13 protein-coding genes are annotated in these 18,050 nt (G+C 73.1%); 10 read left to right on the forward strand and 3 right to left on the reverse strand.

Annotated elements, in window-relative coordinates; translation table 11 throughout:
- Positions 1-56: 56 nt before the first annotated feature.
- The 6 genes from infB to ACZOOI_RS20800 all read left to right on the forward strand — a co-directional run bounded on the left by infB (position 57) and on the right by ACZOOI_RS20800 (position 7,439).
- Complete coding sequence (gene infB, locus ACZOOI_RS20775) at positions 57-3,245, forward strand: translation initiation factor IF-2 (protein WP_465277249.1); 3,189 nt, start codon at positions 57-59, stop codon at positions 3,243-3,245.
- Positions 3,246-3,445: 200 nt separating this feature from the next.
- Positions 3,446-3,739 (forward strand): DUF503 domain-containing protein, encoded by a 294-nt coding sequence (locus ACZOOI_RS20780; protein WP_465277250.1) that lies wholly within the window; start codon positions 3,446-3,448, stop codon positions 3,737-3,739.
- A 133-nt stretch (positions 3,740-3,872) separates the two neighbouring features.
- Positions 3,873-4,367 (forward strand): 30S ribosome-binding factor RbfA, encoded by a 495-nt coding sequence (gene rbfA / locus ACZOOI_RS20785; protein WP_396005480.1) that lies wholly within the window; start codon positions 3,873-3,875, stop codon positions 4,365-4,367.
- Entirely contained in the window at positions 4,364-5,491 is a 1,128-nt protein-coding gene (locus ACZOOI_RS20790) for a DHH family phosphoesterase (RefSeq protein WP_465277251.1), read from the forward strand. The genes rbfA and ACZOOI_RS20790 overlap by 4 nt, the downstream gene beginning before the upstream one ends.
- Positions 5,488-6,381 (forward strand): tRNA pseudouridine(55) synthase TruB, encoded by an 894-nt coding sequence (truB, locus tag ACZOOI_RS20795; RefSeq protein WP_465277252.1) that lies wholly within the window; start codon positions 5,488-5,490, stop codon positions 6,379-6,381. The genes ACZOOI_RS20790 and truB overlap by 4 nt, the downstream gene beginning before the upstream one ends.
- A gap of 107 nt (positions 6,382-6,488) precedes the next feature.
- Positions 6,489-7,439 carry a bifunctional riboflavin kinase/FAD synthetase gene (locus ACZOOI_RS20800; protein WP_465277253.1) on the forward strand — a complete coding sequence of 317 codons (951 nt, stop codon included), beginning with the start codon at positions 6,489-6,491 and terminating at the stop codon, positions 7,437-7,439.
- Positions 7,440-7,557: 118 nt separating this feature from the next.
- On the opposite strand, the gene ACZOOI_RS20805 is transcribed toward ACZOOI_RS20800, so the two are convergent.
- The 3 genes from ACZOOI_RS20805 to eccE all read right to left on the reverse strand — a co-directional run bounded on the left by ACZOOI_RS20805 (position 7,558) and on the right by eccE (position 13,869).
- The gene (locus ACZOOI_RS20805; RefSeq protein ID WP_465277254.1) at positions 7,558-11,529 is read right to left on the reverse strand and encodes a MinD/ParA family ATP-binding protein; all 3,972 of its coding nucleotides are present in this window, start codon (positions 11,527-11,529) and stop codon (positions 7,558-7,560) included.
- Between the two features lie 176 nt (positions 11,530-11,705).
- Entirely contained in the window at positions 11,706-12,548 is an 843-nt protein-coding gene (locus tag ACZOOI_RS20810) for a hypothetical protein (RefSeq protein WP_465277255.1), read from the reverse strand.
- A gap of 40 nt (positions 12,549-12,588) precedes the next feature.
- Positions 12,589-13,869, reverse strand: coding sequence for a type VII secretion protein EccE (gene eccE / locus ACZOOI_RS20815; RefSeq protein WP_465277256.1), 1,281 nt, complete (start codon positions 13,867-13,869; stop codon positions 12,589-12,591).
- A gap of 168 nt (positions 13,870-14,037) precedes the next feature.
- On the opposite strand from eccE, the gene eccB reads away from it, so the two are divergent.
- From eccB to mycP, 4 genes are all read left to right on the forward strand, one after another.
- The gene (eccB, locus tag ACZOOI_RS20820) at positions 14,038-15,516 is read left to right on the forward strand and encodes a type VII secretion protein EccB (protein ID WP_465277257.1); all 1,479 of its coding nucleotides are present in this window, start codon (positions 14,038-14,040) and stop codon (positions 15,514-15,516) included.
- A 287-nt stretch (positions 15,517-15,803) separates the two neighbouring features.
- Positions 15,804-16,109, forward strand: coding sequence for a WXG100 family type VII secretion target (locus ACZOOI_RS20825; protein WP_020553087.1), 306 nt, complete (start codon positions 15,804-15,806; stop codon positions 16,107-16,109).
- Between the two features lie 100 nt (positions 16,110-16,209).
- Entirely contained in the window at positions 16,210-16,497 is a 288-nt protein-coding gene (locus tag ACZOOI_RS20830) for a WXG100 family type VII secretion target (protein ID WP_355536648.1), read from the forward strand.
- Between the two features lie 290 nt (positions 16,498-16,787).
- A complete protein-coding gene (gene mycP, locus ACZOOI_RS20835; RefSeq protein ID WP_465277258.1) occupies positions 16,788-18,020 on the forward strand; it encodes a type VII secretion-associated serine protease mycosin in 1,233 nt (410 codons plus the stop codon).
- Positions 18,021-18,050: the final 30 nt, after the last annotated feature.

An 18,050-nucleotide genomic window follows, 5' to 3' on the forward strand; every position in this document is an offset into this window, starting at 1 on the left:
AGACATGCGGTAGTGACGGTCCGGCGGACGACCAACCCCGGACCAGAAGGAGCGACGTGGCAAAGGTCCGGGTATACGAACTCGCCAAGGAGTTCGGAGTCGAGAGCAAGGTCGTCATGGCCAAGCTCCAAGAACTCGGTGAGTTCGTTCGTTCGGCGTCCTCGACGATCGAGGCGCCGGTTGTTCGCAAACTGACGGAAGCACTCAAGACGGAAGGCGGGCCCTCCCGCCGGCCCCAGCGTCCCGCCCCCTCGGGCGCGCCGCAGGGCGCCACCCCCAGTTCCCCGCAGGGCGCCACGGCGCGTCCTGCCCCCGCTCCGGGCCCGCGCCCGGCGGGTGCGCCGACTCCGGGCCCGCGCCCGGCGCCGCGCCCGGCCCCCCAGGGCAGCACCGCTCCGCCCGTGGTGCCGGCCGTACCGGCCGCCGAGGCGGCTCCGGCCGCCCCGCGTCAGGCGGAGCGTCCCGCGGCCCAGTCGGGTTCGCGTCCGGCCGGCGCGCCGGCTCCGGGCCCGCGCCCGGCAGCGCGTCCCGCCGATCGTGGTCCGGCCGAGCGTGGCCAGAGCGACCGCGGTCCGGCCGAGCGCGGTCCGCGTTCGGACCGTCCGGCGGCGGCCTCCTCGGGTCCCGGTGCGGGCAACCGTCCGGGCCCGCGTCCGGCCGGTGCCGGTCAGGGCGGCCCCGGTGGCCGTCCCGAGCGCGGCGATCGTCCCGAGCGCGGCGAGCGTCCCTCCGGTCCGCGTACCGGTGGCGCTCCGTCCGCCGGTGGCGCGCGTCCGTCGGGTCCCGGTCAGGGTGGTGCACCCCGTCCGGGTGGCACCCGCCCCGCCGGCCCGCGTCCGGGCAACAACCCGTTCACCTCGGGCAGCACCGGCATGCCGCGGCCGCAGGCCGCGGGCGGCGCCGGTCGGCCCACTCCCGGTGGCATGCCGCCGCGTCCGCAGGGTCCTGCGGCCGGTGGCCCGCGTCCGGGTGGCTCGGGTGGCCCCGCGGGTCCGCGTCCCGGTGGTAGCGCAGGTCCCGGTGGTCCGCGTCCCAACCCGGGCATGATGCCCAACCGTCCGGCGCCCGCTCGTGGCCCGGGTGGTCCCGGTCGTCCCGGCGGTGCGCCCGGTCGTCCCGGCGGTCCCGGTGGCGGCGGCGGTCGTCCCGGCGGTCCCGGTGCCGGCGGCGGTGGCGGTCGTCCCGGCGGCGGCGGTGGCGGCTTCGGCGGTCCCCGTCCCGGTGGTGGCGGCGGCGCTCCGGGTCGTCCCGGTGGCGGCGGCGGCTTCGCCGGTCGTCCCGGCGGCGGCGGTCGTGGCGGCCCCGGTGGCCGTGGCGGCACGCAGGGTGCGTTCGGTCGTCCCGGTGGGCGTCCGGGCCGCGCGCGCAAGTCGAAGCGTCAGCGTCGTCAAGAGTTCGACAACATGCAGGCTCCGTCCGCCGGTGGCGTGATGGCTCCTCGCGGCAACGGGCGAGTCGTCCGGATGTCGCGCGGTGCCTCGCTCACCGACTTCGCGGAGAAGATCAACGCGAACCCGGCAGCACTCGTCCAGATCATGTTCAACCTGGGCTCGATGCTGACCGCGACACAGTCGGTGAGCGACGACGAGCTGCAGACCCTCGGGGCCGAGCTCGACTTCGTGATCCAGATCGTCTCCCCGGAGGAGGAGGACCGCGAGCTGCTCGAGTCCTTCGACCTCGAATGGGGCGAGGACGAGGGCGACGAGGAAGACCTGGAGGCGCGTCCGCCGGTCGTCACCGTCATGGGCCACGTCGACCACGGCAAGACCCGTCTGCTCGACGCGATCCGCAAGACGAACGTGATCGCGGGCGAGGCCGGTGGCATCACCCAGCACATCGGTGCCTACCAGGTCGCGACCACGGTCAACGAGGTCGACCGCAAGATCACCCTGATCGACACCCCCGGTCACGAGGCGTTCACCGCCATGCGTGCCCGCGGTGCCAAGTCGACGGACATCGCGATCCTCGTGGTCGCGGCGGACGACGGCGTGAAGCCGCAGACGATCGAGGCGCTCAACCACGCGCAGGCGGCCGGCGTGCCGATCGTCGTCGCGGTCAACAAGATCGACAAGGAAGGCGCGGACCCGACCAAGGTTCGTGGCCAGCTCACCGAATACGGGCTCGTGGCCGAGGAGTACGGCGGCGACACGATGTTCGTCGACATCTCGGCGAAGCAGGGCCTGGGCATCGACGAGCTGCTGGAAGCGGTCGTGCTGACCGCGGACGCGGCTCTGGAGCTCACCGCCAACCCGCACCAGGAAGCCCAGGGCATCGCGATCGAGGGTCACCTCGACAAGGGCCGCGGCCCCGTCGCGACCGTCCTGGTCCAGCGCGGCACGCTGCGCATCGGCGACGCGATCGTGGTCGGCGAGGCGTACGGCCGGGTCCGCGCGATGATCGACGAGAACGGCAACAACCTCACCGAGGCCGCGCCGTCCCGTCCGGTCATGGTGCTGGGTCTGACCTCGGTGCCGGGCGCCGGTGACAACTTCCTCGTGGTCGAGGAAGAGCGCACCGCGCGTCAGATCGCCGAGAAGCGGGCGGCCCGGGAGCGCAACGCGACCCTGGCCCGTCGCTCCAAGCGCGTCTCGCTCGAGGACCTGGACAAGGCCCTCAAGGCCGGCGAGATGCAGCAGCTCAACCTCATCCTCAAGGGTGACGGCTCCGGTTCGGTGGAGGCGTTGGAAGACGCGCTGCTCAACCTGGATGTCGGCGACGAGGTCGAGCTGCGGATCATCGACCGGGGTGTCGGTGCGATCACCGAGTCCAACGTCAACCTGGCGATGGCCTCGGACGCGATCATCATCGGCTTCAACGTCCGGCCGGAGGGCCGGGCGCGGACGATGGCGGACCGCGAGGGCGTCGACATTCGCTTCTACTCGGTGATCTACCAGGCCATCGAGGAGATCGAAGCAGCGCTCAAGGGCATGCTCAAGCCCGAGTACGAAGAGGTCCAGCTGGGCACGGCGCAGATCCGCGCGGTGTTCCGCTCCTCCAAGCTCGGCAACATCGCGGGCTGCATGGTCACCGGCGGGACGATCAAGCGCAACACCAAGGCGCGGATCATCCGGCAGGGGGCGGTCGTCGCCGACAACCTCAACGTCGAGGGCCTGCGCCGCGAGAAGGACGATGTCACCGAGGTCCGCGAGGGCTTCGAGTGCGGTATCAACCTCGGTTCGTTCAACGACATCAAGGTCGAGGACATCATCGAGACGTTCGAGATGCGGGAGAAGCCGCGAGGCTGACCCGGTAGGTCGAACCGATCGAACCGCTGATCGACACGACGGATCCGCCCGGTACGCACCGGGCGGATCCGGCGTGTCGCAGTACGAGCAGACCAGCGTGACCAGTGACACCCGGGCCGCGACGTGTGAGCCCGGTTCTTTCGTCGGTGGCCCCAGCGGCCCCGACCCGAGGCCTCCCGGGCCGGCCAGGCCCGTCGCCTATGTTTGTGGGAACCATCAGCCTCGATCTGCTGTTCGGCGATGTGCACTCGTTGAAGGAAAAACGATCTCTGATCCGCCCCATCCTGGCGGACCTTCAGCGCAAGAATGCCGTTGCCGCCGCCGAGGTGGAGCATCAGGATTTGCATCGGCGCAGCGTGATCGGCATCGCGGTGGTCTCCGCGAGTGTCGAACGATGTGCCGAGGTGTTGGACAGCTGTGAGCGGCTGGTCGCCGGCCGGCCCGAGTTGGAACTGCTCTCCACACGCCGCAGGGTGTACGGAGAGGACGACTGACCATCGTCCGACCGCCGTCGAACGCGCGGTCGGGCGAGCAGCCGAAGAGAACAAGCAACGAGAGCGGCCCCCGCGTCCGGTGATCCCGGGCGCGGGGATCCCGCCGAAATGCCGAGCAATCGCAGGAGGATCAGTGGCCGACACCGCGCGGGCGCGCAAACTCGCGGACCGTATCCAGGTTGTGGTCGCGGAGACCTTGGAGCGCCGGATCAAGGACCCGCGTCTGGGGTTCGTGACGATCACCGCCGCACGAGTGACCGGTGACCTCCGTGAGGCGACCGTGTTCTACACGGTCTACGGCGACGAGACCGAGCGCGCGGCGACCGCCGCCGCACTGGAGAGCGCCAAGGGCGTGCTTCGCAGTGAGGTGGGCCGCCAGACCGGCGTACGACACACGCCGTCGCTGACGTTCATCGCCGACGCCCTTCCGGACAACGCCAAACTCATCGACGATCTCCTCGCCCGGGCACAGCAGGCCGATGCGGCGGTACGCTCAACCGCCGCGGGCGCCGGCTATGCCGGTGACGCGGATCCCTATCGGACCCCGGCCGTGGGCGACTCCGAGGACTCCGACGACGAGTCGGAGGCGGAGACCAAGGCGGATACACAGGAGGGCGACCGACCTTGACACCAGGCGTGGCGGCGGACCGGGAGCCCGGCCCGACCGCGGGAGCGAGGCCGCGGACCGACGACTCCGGCGCGAGGACGGCGCCGCCGACCGCGCCGGGTGCGGCCGAATGGGACGAGGCGGTACGCCTGCTCCTGACGGCTCGCGACATCACCCTGCTGGCACACGTCAGCCCCGACGGCGACGCGCTCGGTTCGGCGCTCGCCGTCGGGCTGGCGCTGCGCGAGCTGGGCCGCACGGTCCGGGTCTCCTACGGTGACGACCCGCTCGTGGTGCCGTCCTCGCTGGAGTTCCTGCCCGGCCAGGACCTGCTCGTGCCGCACACCGAGGTGCCCGAGGAGCCGGAGCTGGTGGCCGTCTTCGACGCGGCGGGCTCGGCCCGGCTGGGCCTGCTGGAGGCCAAGGCCAAGGCGGCGGGCACCCTGCTGGTGGTCGACCACCACGCCTCCAACACACGCTTCGGCACGCATCACCTGATCGACATCCAGGCACCCGCGACCGCGGTGCTCGCCGACGAGTTGATCACCCGGCTCGGCGCGACGCTGACCGCCGACATCGCCACCGCGCTGTACACCGGCCTGGTCACCGACACCGGCTCGTTCAAGTACGTGGGGACCACCCCCGACACGCACACCTTCGCGGCCCGGTTGATGGCCACCGGGATACGGCACGACCTGATCCAGCGGGCGATCTGGGACACCTGCCGGTTCGGCTACCTCAAGGTGCTCGCCGGCGCCCTCGCGGGGGCCGAGCTGGACGTGGGCGCGGCGGGCGGTCTGGGCCTGGTGTCCACCGTGATCACCCGCGCCGAACGGGCCGCGCACGGGGTCCGCCTGGACGAGATCGAAGGCGTGATCGACGTGGTCCGCAAGAGCGGCGAGGCCGAGGTCGCGCTGGTGCTCAAGGAGGACGACGACGGTGCGCTGCGCGCGTCCGCGCGCTCCAAGGGCGCGGTGGACCTCGGACGCGTCTGCGGAGCCTTCGGCGGCGGCGGGCACGCGTTCGCCGCCGGGTTCACCGCATACGACCCACCGGCCGAGGTGGTGGCCCGATTCCGGGACCTCCTGGCCGACGCACTACTGCCGGTCGCTCCGGCGCACGCAACCCCGGGAGACGACGCGTGAAGCGCCGCAACGCAGGACCCCCGCCGCCCGACGGTCTGGTGATCGTGGACAAGCCGGCCGGGCTCACCTCGCACGACGTGGTGGGCCGGCTGCGCCGGATCGCCGGCACCCGCCGGGTGGGGCACGCGGGCACGCTGGACCCGATGGCCACCGGTGTCCTGGTGATCGGCATCGAGAAGGCCACCCGCCTGCTCGGCCACCTCGCGCTCACCGAGAAGGAGTACGTCGGGACCATCCGGCTCGGTCAGAGCACGGTCACCGACGATGCCGAGGGCGAGGTCACCGCGACCATTCCGGCCGCGCACGTGGACGACGCCTCGATCGCGGCGGGCATCGCCGAGCTGACCGGCCCGATCCTGCAGGTGCCCTCCAAGGTGTCGGCGATCAAGATCGACGGCAAGCGCTCGTACTCGCGGGTGCGCGACGGCGAGGAGTTCGAACTCGCCGCCCGCCCGATAACCGTGTCCGCGTTCGAGGTGCTCGCCACCCGGCGCGAGGGCGTCACGATCGACCTGGACGTGCGGGTGACCTGCTCGTCCGGCACCTACATCCGGGCGCTGGCCCGCGACCTGGGCGCCGGGCTCGGGGTCGGCGGCCATCTGACCGCGCTGCGCCGCACCCGGGTGGGGCCGTACGCGCTGGACCGGGCGCACACGTTGGAGGAGCTGGAGGAGTCGTTCGGCGTGCTGCCGATCGCCGAGGCGGCCACGGCGGCCTTTCCGCGCCGGGAGGTCACCGAGGACCAAGCGCGCGCCGTCTCGCACGGCGGCCGGCTGCCGGCCGACGAGAGCGAGGGGCCGGTGGGCGTGTTCGGCCCCGACGGCACCTTCCTCGCGCTGGTGGAGAACCGGGAGGGTGTGGCCCGACCGCTCGCGGTGTTCGTGGGCTGAGGCCGGGCTCGGGGTGATGGTTGCCACGGCGGGGGCGGGACCGAGGGACGGCGCCTGCATGGGAAGCTGGACCCGCGACACGTCACGAAGAACGAGGAGCGGTTACGGTGCAGCGTTGGCGGGGCTTGGAGGACGTCCCCAGCGATTGGGGACGCTCCGTCGTCACGATCGGGTCCTATGACGGTGTGCATCGCGGGCACCAGCGCACGATCGGCCGGGCGGTCGAGATCGGTCGCGAGCGCGGACTGCCGGTGGTCGTGGTCACGTTCGACCCGCACCCCAGCGAAGTGGTCCGCCCGGGAAGCCACCCGCCGCTGCTCACTCCGCACCACCGGCGCGCTCAGCTGATGGCGGACCTGGGCGTGGACGCGGTGCTGGTGCTCCCGTTCACGCTCGAATTCTCTCGGCAGAGCGCGGCCGACTTCGTGCGGCAGGTCCTGGTGGACACGCTGCACGCGGCCGTGGTGGTCGAGGGGCGCAATTTCCGATTCGGCCACAAGGCGACGGGCAACGTCGCGCTCTTGGAGGAGTTGGGCGTGGCGAACGACTTCACCGTCGTCGAGCCGGAGCTGTTCGTCTCGGGCGAGGTGACCTTCTCCTCCACCGTGGTGCGGGCCCGGGTCGCCGAGGGCGACGTCGCGGGTGCGGCCGAGCTGCTCGGCCGGCCGCATCGGGTCGAGGGCGTGGTGGTGCGCGGCGACCAGCGCGGGCGCGAGCTCGGCTACCCGACGGCCAACCTGGAGGTGCTCCCGTACACGGCGATCCCGGCCGACGGGGTGTACGCGGGCTGGCTGGTGATCGAGGGCGAGCGGCTGCCCGCGGCGATCTCGATCGGCACCAACCCGACCTTCGACGGCACCGAGCGGCGGGTCGAGGCGTACGCGCTGGACCGGACCGACCTCGATCTGTACGGCATGCACGTCGCGGTGGACTTCCTGGAGTACCTGCGCGGGACCGAGCGCTTCGACTCGATCGACGACCTGCTGGAACACATGGCGCGCGACGTCAAGCGCGCACGTGAGCTGATCGACGCGGCGGACCTGGGCCCGACGGGCTGAACCGGCGCCGCCGCCGCACCGCTTCGCGGCGTCGCCTCGCTGTCGCCCGGCCCGTCGCTTCGCGACGGATGTGCCGAGGGCCGCCCCGGAATCTTTTCCGGGGCGGCCCTTCGGCATGTCAGCCCTGACGCGGTGGTTGCCAGTCGCCGGGCGGGGGTTGCTGGTAGTACGGCTGTTGCGGCTGCGGCTGCGGCTGCGACTGCGGCTGCTGCGGCTGGTGCTGCGGCTGCTGTGGGTGCGGCTGTTGGTGGGGGTGCGGCTGCGGCTGCGGCTGCGGTTGTTGCTGGGGATACGGCTGCTGTTGCGGGTACGGCTGCGCCTGCTGCGGCTGACCGTAGTAGGGCTGTTGCTGCTGTGGTTGCCGGTATTGCGGCTGCCACTGCTGCTGATCGGCCGGCGGCTGGGTGCGGTGGAAGTCCTCGGCGACCAGCGCGGCCAGCTCGAAGTACGCCTCGCGGGTCTTGGGCCGCATCATGTCCAGGTCCAACTCCGCGCCCGCCGACAGGTGTTCGTCGAACGGAACGACCACGACCGCGCGGCAGCGGGTCTCGAAGTGGGCCACGATGTCCTCGGTCTTGACCATCTTGCCGGTCTCCCGGACGCCCGAGATCACCGTGATGCTGTTCGCGACCAGATCGGCGTAGCCGTGCGCGACCAGCCAGTCGAGCGTGGTGCTCGCACTGGTCGCGCCGTCCACGCTGGGCGTGCTGATCACGATCAACTGGTGGGCCAGATCGAGCACACCGCGCATCGCGCTGTAGAGCAGGCCGGTGCCCGAGTCGGTCAGGATGATCGGATACTGCTTGCCCAGCAGGTCGATCACCGAGCGGTAGTCCTCGTCGTTGAACGTGGTCGACACCGCCGGGTCCACGTCGTTGGCCAGGATCTCCAGGCCGCTGGAGGACTGCGACGTGAACCGCCGGATGTCCATGTAACTGTGCACGTGCGCCATCGAGTTGACCAGGTCGCGGATGGTCGCGCCGGTCTCCCGGCGGACCCGGCGGCCGAGCGTGCCGGCGTCCGGGTTGGCGTCGATCGCGATCACCCGGTCCTGCCGCTCGGTGGCCAGCGTCGAGCCGAGCGCGGTGGTGGTCGTGGTCTTGCCGACGCCGCCCTTGAGGCTGATCACCGCGATCCGGTAGCAACCCAGGACGGGCGTGCGGATCCGCTCCAGGCGTTCGGCCCGGCGGGCGTCGGCGGACTTGCCGCCGAGCCGGAAGCGCGGGGTCTGCCGGCGCGGTTGCGGTTGCTTGCGCAGCAGTCGGTCGCTGGTCAGTTCGACGGCCGCGGTGTAGCCGAGCGGCGCGCCGCCGACGGTCCGGGCGGGGGCGCCGCCGCCGTCGGGGGACCAGGACTGCGGTGGTGGGCCGCCCTGTGCCGGGGCGCCTGGCGGGTAGGGCTGTGCGGCGTCGGGCGTGCGGTCGTACGGGTTGGGCGGCTCGGGTCCGCGCTCCGCCGGTGCGGGCTGCCCGGGTTGATGCTGCGCGGCCTGGTGTGGCGGGGTCTGCTGGTGCGGGGCCGGCTGCGCGTGCGGGCCGGGCGCGCCGTGCGGGGGCGTGCCCGGGTGGTACGGCGACGGCGACTGCGGCTCGGGGCCGGCGGGCGGTTGGCCGTACGGGTTGTGCTGCGGGGCCGGTGCGCCCTGCGGCGGGGTGCCCTGGGCGTACGGCGGACGGCCGGTTTCGGGCTGTCCGTAGGGGGCGCCCTGGCCGTACGGCGGCTCCTGGCCCTGCGGGCCGGCGTGACCGTACGGCGCCTGACCCGGGTGGCCCTCGGCAGGCGCGGCCTGAGCGTAGGGATGCTGCGCCTGGTGGGGGTCGGGCTGTGGGTAGGGCGCGGGGGCCTGCGGGCCGGGGGCGCCGTGCGGCGGGGTGCCCTGCCGGTACGGGTCCGGGGCCTGCTGGTACGGGCCGGGGGCCTGGGCGTACGGCGGCTGGCCGCCGTGCTGTTCCGGCGGGCTGGCCGGTTCGTTGTTGCCGCCGAACGCGCGCCGCATCCAGGAGCGTTCGTCGCGCTGCTGCGGCGGTTGCGGCTGGTGCGGGGGCGCGACCGGCTCGCCGGCGGGCGGCGGCAGCGGTTGTCCGGTCGGCGGCGGGGCGCCGGTGCCCCATGCCTCGCCGTGACCGGGGGCCGTGCCGGACCAACCCGGAGGCGGCATGGGCGAGCCCTGCGGCGGGGTCGTCGGACGCGGCGGGGCACCGGTCGGCGCCGAGGGGTGCCCGGCGCCGGGCGGCGGAGCCTGCTGCGGGATGCCCGGTGGCGGGGCCATGTCGTCGGTGATCGGCGCCATCAGCCGGGTCGCCGGGTCGGGCAGCGGAGCACCCTGGATCGGGCCCGGGTACTGCTGCTGTTGGTGCTGCCCCGGGCCGGGGGGCGTACCGCCCGGCTGCTGCGGCGGGTACGGTGCCGGGCCGCCCTGCGGTGGGGCGGGCTGCTGCCCGTAGGGCGGATAGCCGCCGGCGGGCGGCGGCTGCCGGTCCGCGGCGGGCGGGCCCTGCGGCGGCTGCGGGGCGTCGGTGGGCGGTTGCGGGGCAGCGGCCGACGGGGCCTGGGCGGCCGGCTGCGGCTCGGCGGTGTGGCTCTCGGGCTGCCGGGCGGACGGGTCGGCCGGGTCGCCGGTCGGGCGGTGGGCCGGGTCGTACGGCTCGGGCGTCGGCTGCGCGTCGGCGGCCGGCGGGTACGGCGGGTGGTTGTCGTAGCGCGGCGGCTCGGGAGCGTGCTGCGGCGCGGGGCCGGCGGACGCTTCGGCGGGCTGCGTACGCGGCGCCTCGGTGGCCGGTCCGGCGGGGGACAGGCCGGGGATCGGCGTGCCGCCGGCGGGTGTGGTGGGCACGTCGGTCGGATCGAACGGCGCGTCCGTGTGCGCGCGGTCGACCCGCTCGGGCGTGGGCACCGGATCGGACGGCCGGTCGGCCGGATCGGGCTCGGTGGAGTCGGGCTCGGTGGAATCGACGGGGTCGCCGGGATTGCCGGGCTCGCCAGGGTCGGTGGGACCGGCAGGATCGGTGGGCTCGGTCGGCTCGGGGTCGAGCGTCGGGCCGGCGTCGTTCGGCGGCACGGGAGCGGCCGGCGGCTGCTCGGCGGGCGCGGCGTCGTCCGGCCGGGAGGCGGGCGGAGCCTGATCGGCCTGCTCGGCCCGGTCCGGGCCCCGGTGGTCCGACTCGGCGGTCGGCGCGGTGGGTGCGTCGGCGGCACCGACCTCGCGCGGATCGGCGACGGATCGGCCCTGGTCGCCGGACGGCGGCACGACCACGGTCGGGTCGCCGGGGGTGAAGGGTGGTGCGGGGGTGTCGGGTCGGTCCTGGTGGGCCGCAGGTGGCATGGCCACGGTCGGCTCGCCGGGGGCGAAGGGCGGCGGACCGGTCGGGCTCTCGGTGGGTCGGTCCTGGTCGACGGACAGCGGCATGACCATGGTCGGGTCGCCGGGGGTGTACGTCGGGCCCGGCGTGGTCGGCGGCCCGGTGGGGGGTTGTTCGGCCGAGGGCGTGCCGTAGGGGAGCGGGGCCGGGGGCTCGGGCGCGGTGTACCGCGGCGGCACGACGGTGGTCGCGTCGCCCGCGGGCGCGCCGAATCCGCGCGGCTCGTCGGCGGGCGGGGTGCTCGGTTGCCCGGGGGCGCCGGTGCCGTACGGAGGCCGCGGGTCGGGCCGGTGCGATGCGGCGTGATCGACGCCATGGGGCGCGCCGGGACCGGCGGGCGGCTCGGTCGCCGGGGCGCCGTCGTAGCCGGGCGCATCCGCCGGGCGCGCGGGCGGCGCGGACGCCGGTTCGGGCGTGCCCGCGCCGGATCCGTACCCACCCGGGGCGGCACCGGTCGGCCCGTCCGGGCCCGGGCCGGTCCCGTACGGCAGCGGTGCGTGCGGGTCGGGCGTTCGCGCGGGCGGCACCAGCGTCGCGTCCTCGCTGCCGTATCGGGGCGCCTCCGGCACCTGCCGAGGGGGCGCGGGCGCACCGACTCCGGACGGTGGCGGCGCAGGCGCGCCGCCGTCCTGGTGCGTGTACCACGAGGGCATGGTGAAGTCGGGTCCCGACCACTCCTCTTCCTCGTCGGCCCCCGGCTCGATGTGTGCGCCGTCCTGCTCGCTGCTCACGGTGTGGTCCTTCCGATCGTCCGGAGGCGGCTCGGCTCGGATCACACGGCGCCGCGCCGTCCGCCGTACCCCGACCCCAGGGTCGAGGCTGCCCCCTACACGAGCCTCACAGCGTAGTCAGCGGTGTCGGCACCCGTCGCCGGTCCGTCCACCTGTTCGCGCAGAGCCGCTGTCGGTCAGTCCACCCGGCGCGGCGGCCCGAGCAGACCGGCCTCGGCCCGAGTGGGCGTCAGCAGCACGTACTTGCGCGACTTCCTGGTGCTCCACAGGGTCAGTTCGTCGGCGAGCATGGGCAGCGCGGCCTCGTCCTCGCCGGGTAGGGACAGTACCGACGAGGCGGCCTGTGCCTCGATCGGGGAGACCCGCTGGATGCCGACCAGTCCCGCCCCCACCCCGATCCGCTGCCGGGCCTGCGCCGGGTCCAGGAACGGCAGCAGGGTCAGGGTGGTCTGCCACGCGGCCGGCGCGAGCCGATTGCGCGGAGGACGGGCGCCGCAGTCGCGAATGACCAGGACCGGGCTGCCGGCGGAGGGACCCTGCGGGCCGAGCCGACCCACCTGATGCACCGTCACGCACGGCTGCGCGCCGCCCGCGGCCTGGGCCATCGCGGACCACAGCTGCGGACGACCGGACTCGATCGCGACCCGCGCGCCGATCGCCGCGGCCCGCAGCGCGATGATCTGCACCACATAGGCGCCGCCGACGAACGCCACGTCCAACGGCTCGGGCCGGAACAGGCCGAGCACCGCCGGGTTGCGCTCGGCGTCGACCCCGATCACCACGCCGTCGTCGCCCACCGGCAGACCGAGGGCGGGCAGCTGGGCGGTGGTCAGTACGTGCCGTTCGTGCCTGGGGCCGACCAGACGGGCCAGGCCCCTGCGCCGCGAGGGCCGCGGCACGGGAGTCCCCGAGCCGGGCGTGGGGTTCGGCGTGGGGGCGGGCGGCGGGTTCGGATTGCGGGTGTTGCCACGCCCGTTCGAGGCCCGGCGTCGGCCCCGGCCGGCGTTGGTCGTGCTCACTGGTCGATCCTCCCCGTACGTGTGCACCTGTGACGGTTCGTCACGACAGGCCGCCGAGCGGCAGTGTGGCCAGCAGGGCCGGCTGCTGCTCCCAGTCGAGCCGGGTCAGACCGATCTTCTCGGCGCGGGCCCGGCGCTCCAATTGCCTTGTCACGTCTGCGAGTTCACTACCGGAACGAGCGGCGATCCGGACGTGCGTGGTGAGCGCGGTGGTGCCACCCACGCCGTGCGTCGCGGTCAGCGCGAAGGTGGTGGCGATGGCCGGCGTCGCGGTCAGCGCGCCCACCAGGTCGGAGGTGCGGCCCTGGGTCAGCTGCGGCCAGCGGTTGGCCCAGTACGTGGTGTGCCACCGGTCGTCGCAGCGCCAGGCGCGCTTGGACTCGGTGGTGCGCCGGCCGCCGCGCCCGTACTGGCGGGTGGTGCGGTTCACACTGCACGAGGTGGCGAGCGCCTGGATCAGCTCGGCCTCCTCGAGCGCACGGGCCTCGAAGCCGGCGCCGGTCAGGTTGCCGGCCAGCTGGTTGACCGCGCGCAGCAGTGCCCGCTGGGCACCCTCCTCGCCGCCGCCGCGGGCGGCGACCGCGCCCGCGCACAGTTCCGGCTCGAAGCGCAGCGCGATCCAGGTCAGCCGCAGCGCCGGTACGTCGTGCAGCCCCTGCTCGACGAGTTCGCGGTAGGACCGGGTGGCCAACGCCTCCTCGGGCAGGTGGGTGGCCGGCGCGGGCTGGGTGTGCTGGACCACCTGGACCGAGGCCAGCGTGACGTCGTCGACCTCCAGCGTGCTCACGATCGTGGGCAGCGGCAACGGTCGTTGCGCCCGCGAGGGGCGCAGCGGCTCGTCGCGCGAGGTGACCAACAGCACGGCGGTGAGGAAGGTGCCGTCGCCGATCAGCCCGATGGAGCGGCGATCGCGGTCGGTGACCGAACTCGTCGCCAGATGCGGCGCACACTCCAGGACCGGCACCAGGACCGGATCCGCGTCGTCCGGGACGGCCGGCATCCGGTGCCGGCGACGAAAGTCGAACAGGATCGGCAACCACTGCACCAGCCAGCGGCCGCGCAGCCGCACCAGCGCGGGCACCACGAGCAGCAGCGCGAGGACGCCGAGGCCGATCGACACCGCCGGATTCGTGGCCAGTCCGATCGCGACCAGCAGGACCCCGAGCTGGATGAGCACGATCTGCTGCACCAGGACGCCGCCGATCCGGCCGGCGCGCGGGTGTACGCGCAGAACGGCGCGCTGCGGTACCGGTGGTGACGTCCCGTCGGGTGTGGGCGGGCGGGTCTGCCGATGCGTGCCTACCGGCGCGGGTGCGGCCACGTTTGTAGATCCCCCATGCTCACGACTTGTCCCCGTTTGCCGTCGCCCGACTGTCACGGCGAGTGCGGCACACCGTACGGTACGGGGCCGGGGGTTTGCCCGCGACCCTGTGGCCGCGTCGGTGATAGAACCTTCAGCCGGAGCGCATGGTCGATCACGGGGAGAACGATGGCATCGCGCCGCGAGCAACTTGAGGCGTACATCTTCGCGCGCCGCCGCATGGTGGCCGCGTTCCTGCAACCGGCTCCGGGCGGTGGCACCGAGGAGAACGCGCCCAAGCCGATGCGCATGGTCACCCCGAGCATCGTGGTGGCGATGCTCGTGCTGGTCGGGTTCGGGGTGGTCGGGCTGATCAAGCCGGGAACGCCGCCCGGATGGAAGAACAAGAGCAGCCTGATCGTGGGCCGCGACTCGGCGAGCCGATACGTCTATCTCGACGGCAAGTTGCACCCGGTGCTCAACATCGCCTCCGGCCGACTGCTGCTCGACCCGGGCAACTTCAAGGTCAACATGGTCCCGGAGAAGCAGCTCAACAGCGTGAGCCACGGTGCGCCGCTGGGCATCCCGAACGCACCGGACCGGCTGCCGACGGCCAAGGAGGTCAGGGAGCGCAAGTCCTGGACCGTGTGCGAGCGTCCGGCCGTGGGCAAGGACGGCAAGCCCGACCCGGCCGGCGAGCCGCAGCGCAGCGTGTTCATCGGCGCGGCTCCGGCGGACGGCGCGCTGCGGCCGGGCGAGGCGTTGTTCGTGCAGGACCGCAACCGGCACAAGTACCTCGTCTACCAGGGCAAGCGCTTCATGGTGGAGGCGCCCACCGTGCTCGGCGCGCTGAACCTGGTCGGCATACCCGCGCAACCGGTCAGCGACGCGTGGTTGGCGACGCTGGTCGACGGGGGCACCATCGACCATCCGCTGCCGGCCGACTACGGCAAGCCGACCCAGCTGCCCCTGGACGGGGACCACAACAGGGTCGGCATCGTGCTGCGCGCGGAGGGCAGTGCCCAGCGGCAGAACTATGTGGTCACCAAGGAGGGCGTGGTGCCGGTCAGCGAGCTGACCGCCGTGCTGCTGACCACTAACCCCAGGGCGAGGGAGGCGTACGGGAACACCACGCCCACCGCGTTCCCGGTCAACATCGGCACGCTCGGCGGCGCCGTGGTGCAGGACCGCACGTTCGCCGCGGACAAGGGCTGGCCGGAGATCCCGCCGGCGCCGATGAACCGGATGACGCGCAACGACCTGGAACTGCCGCGCAACGTGGTGTGCAACACGTTCTCCGGCGATTGGCGCGGCATCCAGCCGGTGACCACGCAGTCCGCCGGGACCCGGCCGCCGGAGCAACTCGTCGACGGCATGGGCGGCGTGTGGGTCAAGCCCGGTGCGGGGGCGCTGTACCGCGAGGTGACCGGCACGCCCGACGAGGGTGGCCCGACGTATCTGGTGGCCGACTCGGGACTGCGCTACAGCGTGCCGGAGGACGCGCAGGCCGGCGGCGCGCCGGCCGGCCCGAACCGGGACAGCGAGGCGAAGCAGCGCCTGGGGTACAAGGGCGTGGACGTGCGGCCGTTGCCGCGGGCGTGGTCCGAACTGGTCTCGCGAGGGCCGCAGTTGAGTACCGTCGATGCCAAGAAGCCGCAGGGTTCCTGAGCCTGGGGGCGGGAGTTGAGGTAGCGTCGGACGGGTCGTGAGTGGTAGGGACTCCCGACGCCGAGACACCGGAAAGCACCACCGAAGACCGGCGCATTGCCCAGGGCCGCGGAGGTATCCACGGAGTCAAGGTTCCGTAACCATGCGTAGGGCGTCGCTTGGGTGGCGTCCCGGATTGCGGTTAGAGTTCCCACGACATCGCAACGGTGACGTTGGTGCGGGGGCACCCGACACGGGTGACACGAGCCTTCCCTCGCGCACGTCTGTCTCATGGGGGATGGTGAAACATGGCAGGTGAAGCGTTCAAGATCACTCCGCAGATGTTGGCGGAGTTGTCGAAGAAGGTTCAGGGCGTGGCGACCGACCTCGAAGCGGCCATCCAGGAGATGAACCGCAAGGTCGACGCGATCGAGGGTCAGTGGCAGGGCGCTGCCAGGAACCAGTTCGACCCGTTGCAGGAGCAGGCCGTGCAGAAGGCGCTCGGTGTCAAGCGCGCGCTCGACGCCATTTCCGGGGCCATGGGCCACAACGCCAACTCGTACGACCAGACCGAGACGACCGTGTCCGGCAACATCTCGAAGTTGATGTTCTGACCGAGGTTCGCCGCTCGGTCGCACACGGTCGCACTGGCTCTCGTACTGCTCGGGGCGATGCCCCGGTCGCAAGCCGGTCATCCGACACTGGGGAGAAAGCATGTCGCAGGTAGTTGTCACTTTCGCTGCGCTCGAACAGGCCGCAGCCGATATTCGCGCCCTCAACGCCCGTCTCGCCGACATGCAGTCGGGTCTCAAGCGGGACATCGCGCCGGTTACCGAGTCGTGGTCCGGTGACGCCCGCGAGGGCTACCTCGTCCAGCAGGCGAGCTGGGACCAGAACGCGCAGGGTCTGCAGGACGCGCTCAACGGCATCGCCGACGGCCTGATGCGGGCGGCCGACGCGTACCGCCAGACCGAGGCGTCCAACGCCAAGATGTGGCACTGACACCGGGGATTCCGGGGGCACCGGCGGTCCGTACCGGCGTGGTGGCGCTCGCAGTTGCTGCGCCGCCGACGTGGTACCGGTACCGACGCGGTAGCGGTATCGGTCCGGGGGCAGCCGCCGGGTCGGTGGCCGGTGCCATCGTTGTGACGCGGTGAGAGGAGGCGGGCTCGTGCCCGCCTCCTCCCGCGTCCGTCATCGGTCTCACGGGGCCGGGGACACCTCCACGACAGGTCCGGCCGGCCCGGGAGTCCGGGGCCGGTCCGGTGGTGATCCGGAAGGCGAACGAACCGATGCGACCCGTGTGGCGACGGTGGGCGGCACCTCTTCTCGCGCTCGGCCTGCTGCTGCCGGCGGGGTCGGCGGCGGTCGACCGAGGGCCGGTGGACACCGAGCTGCTCGCGGGCGAGTGCGTGTACCCCTCCAAGCCGATGCCCGGCAAACCCTGGTCGCTGCAGCGCGTACTGCTCGACGAACTCTGGCAGAAGTCCACCGGCAAGGGCGTCACGGTCGCGGTGATCGACACCGGGATCGACGACGACAACCCGCAGTTGGGCCCGGCGATCGTGCCCGGCAAGGACTTCTTCAACGACAAGGCCAACGGCACCGACGACACGCACGGCCACGGCACGATGGCCGCGGGCATCATCGCGGCCCGGCCCGGCAGCGGGCTGACCCCCCGGCTCGACACCGGCTTCGTGGGTCTGGCGCCCGAGGCGATGCTGTTGCCGATCCGACAGAACGGCGGCGACGACGCGACGAAGGGCAACGAGGACAGCCTGGCCGCGGCGATCGACTTCGCGGTCGCGGGCGGCGCGACGGTCATCAACATTTCGCAGGACACCGTGGGCGGCCAGGAACCGGGCGTCAAACTGCGCGAGGCGGTGCAGCGCGCGATCGCCAAGCAGGTGGTCGTGGTCGCCGCCGCGGGCAACTCCGGCGACAAGGACAACCTCGACTCGTGGCCGGCGAAGTATCCCGGCGTCCTGGGCGTCGGCGCCTCCGACCGCAACAACGAGCGGGCGCCGTTCTCGCAGAACAAGCCGTACGTGGGCGTGTTGGCCCCGGGCGTGGACATGTGGTCGACGGTGCCCAAGGGCGGCCACTGCAGCGGCGCCGGCACCTCCTTCGCGACCCCCTACGTGGCCGCCGTCGCGGCGCTGATCCGCTCGGCGCACCCCACCTACACCGCGGCCCAGGTGATCACGCTGATCGAACAGACCGCGCAGCGCGCCGCCCCGGGCCACATGGACGGCGTCGGCTGGGGCGTGGTCGACCCGCTGCGCGCCCTCAGCTCCACGACGGTCCCCGCGTCCGCCCCGGTCCCGGACCCCAAGGTCGACCGCAGCACCGAACTGGTCAACGTCGCCCCCCTGGCCCACGGCCCCACCCGCGCCGACCGCGACCGCCGCCAGGCCTCGGTGGTCCTGTTCATGGCCGTCGGCCTGACCATCATCGTCATCTGCACCGCCATCGTCATCCGCGACGCCCGCCGACGCGGAAAGGCAACCCCCGGCACCGGCTGATTCGAGGTGCTGCGTGCGCAACCGGAATCC

Source organism: Embleya sp. L77 (assembly GCF_055557415.1).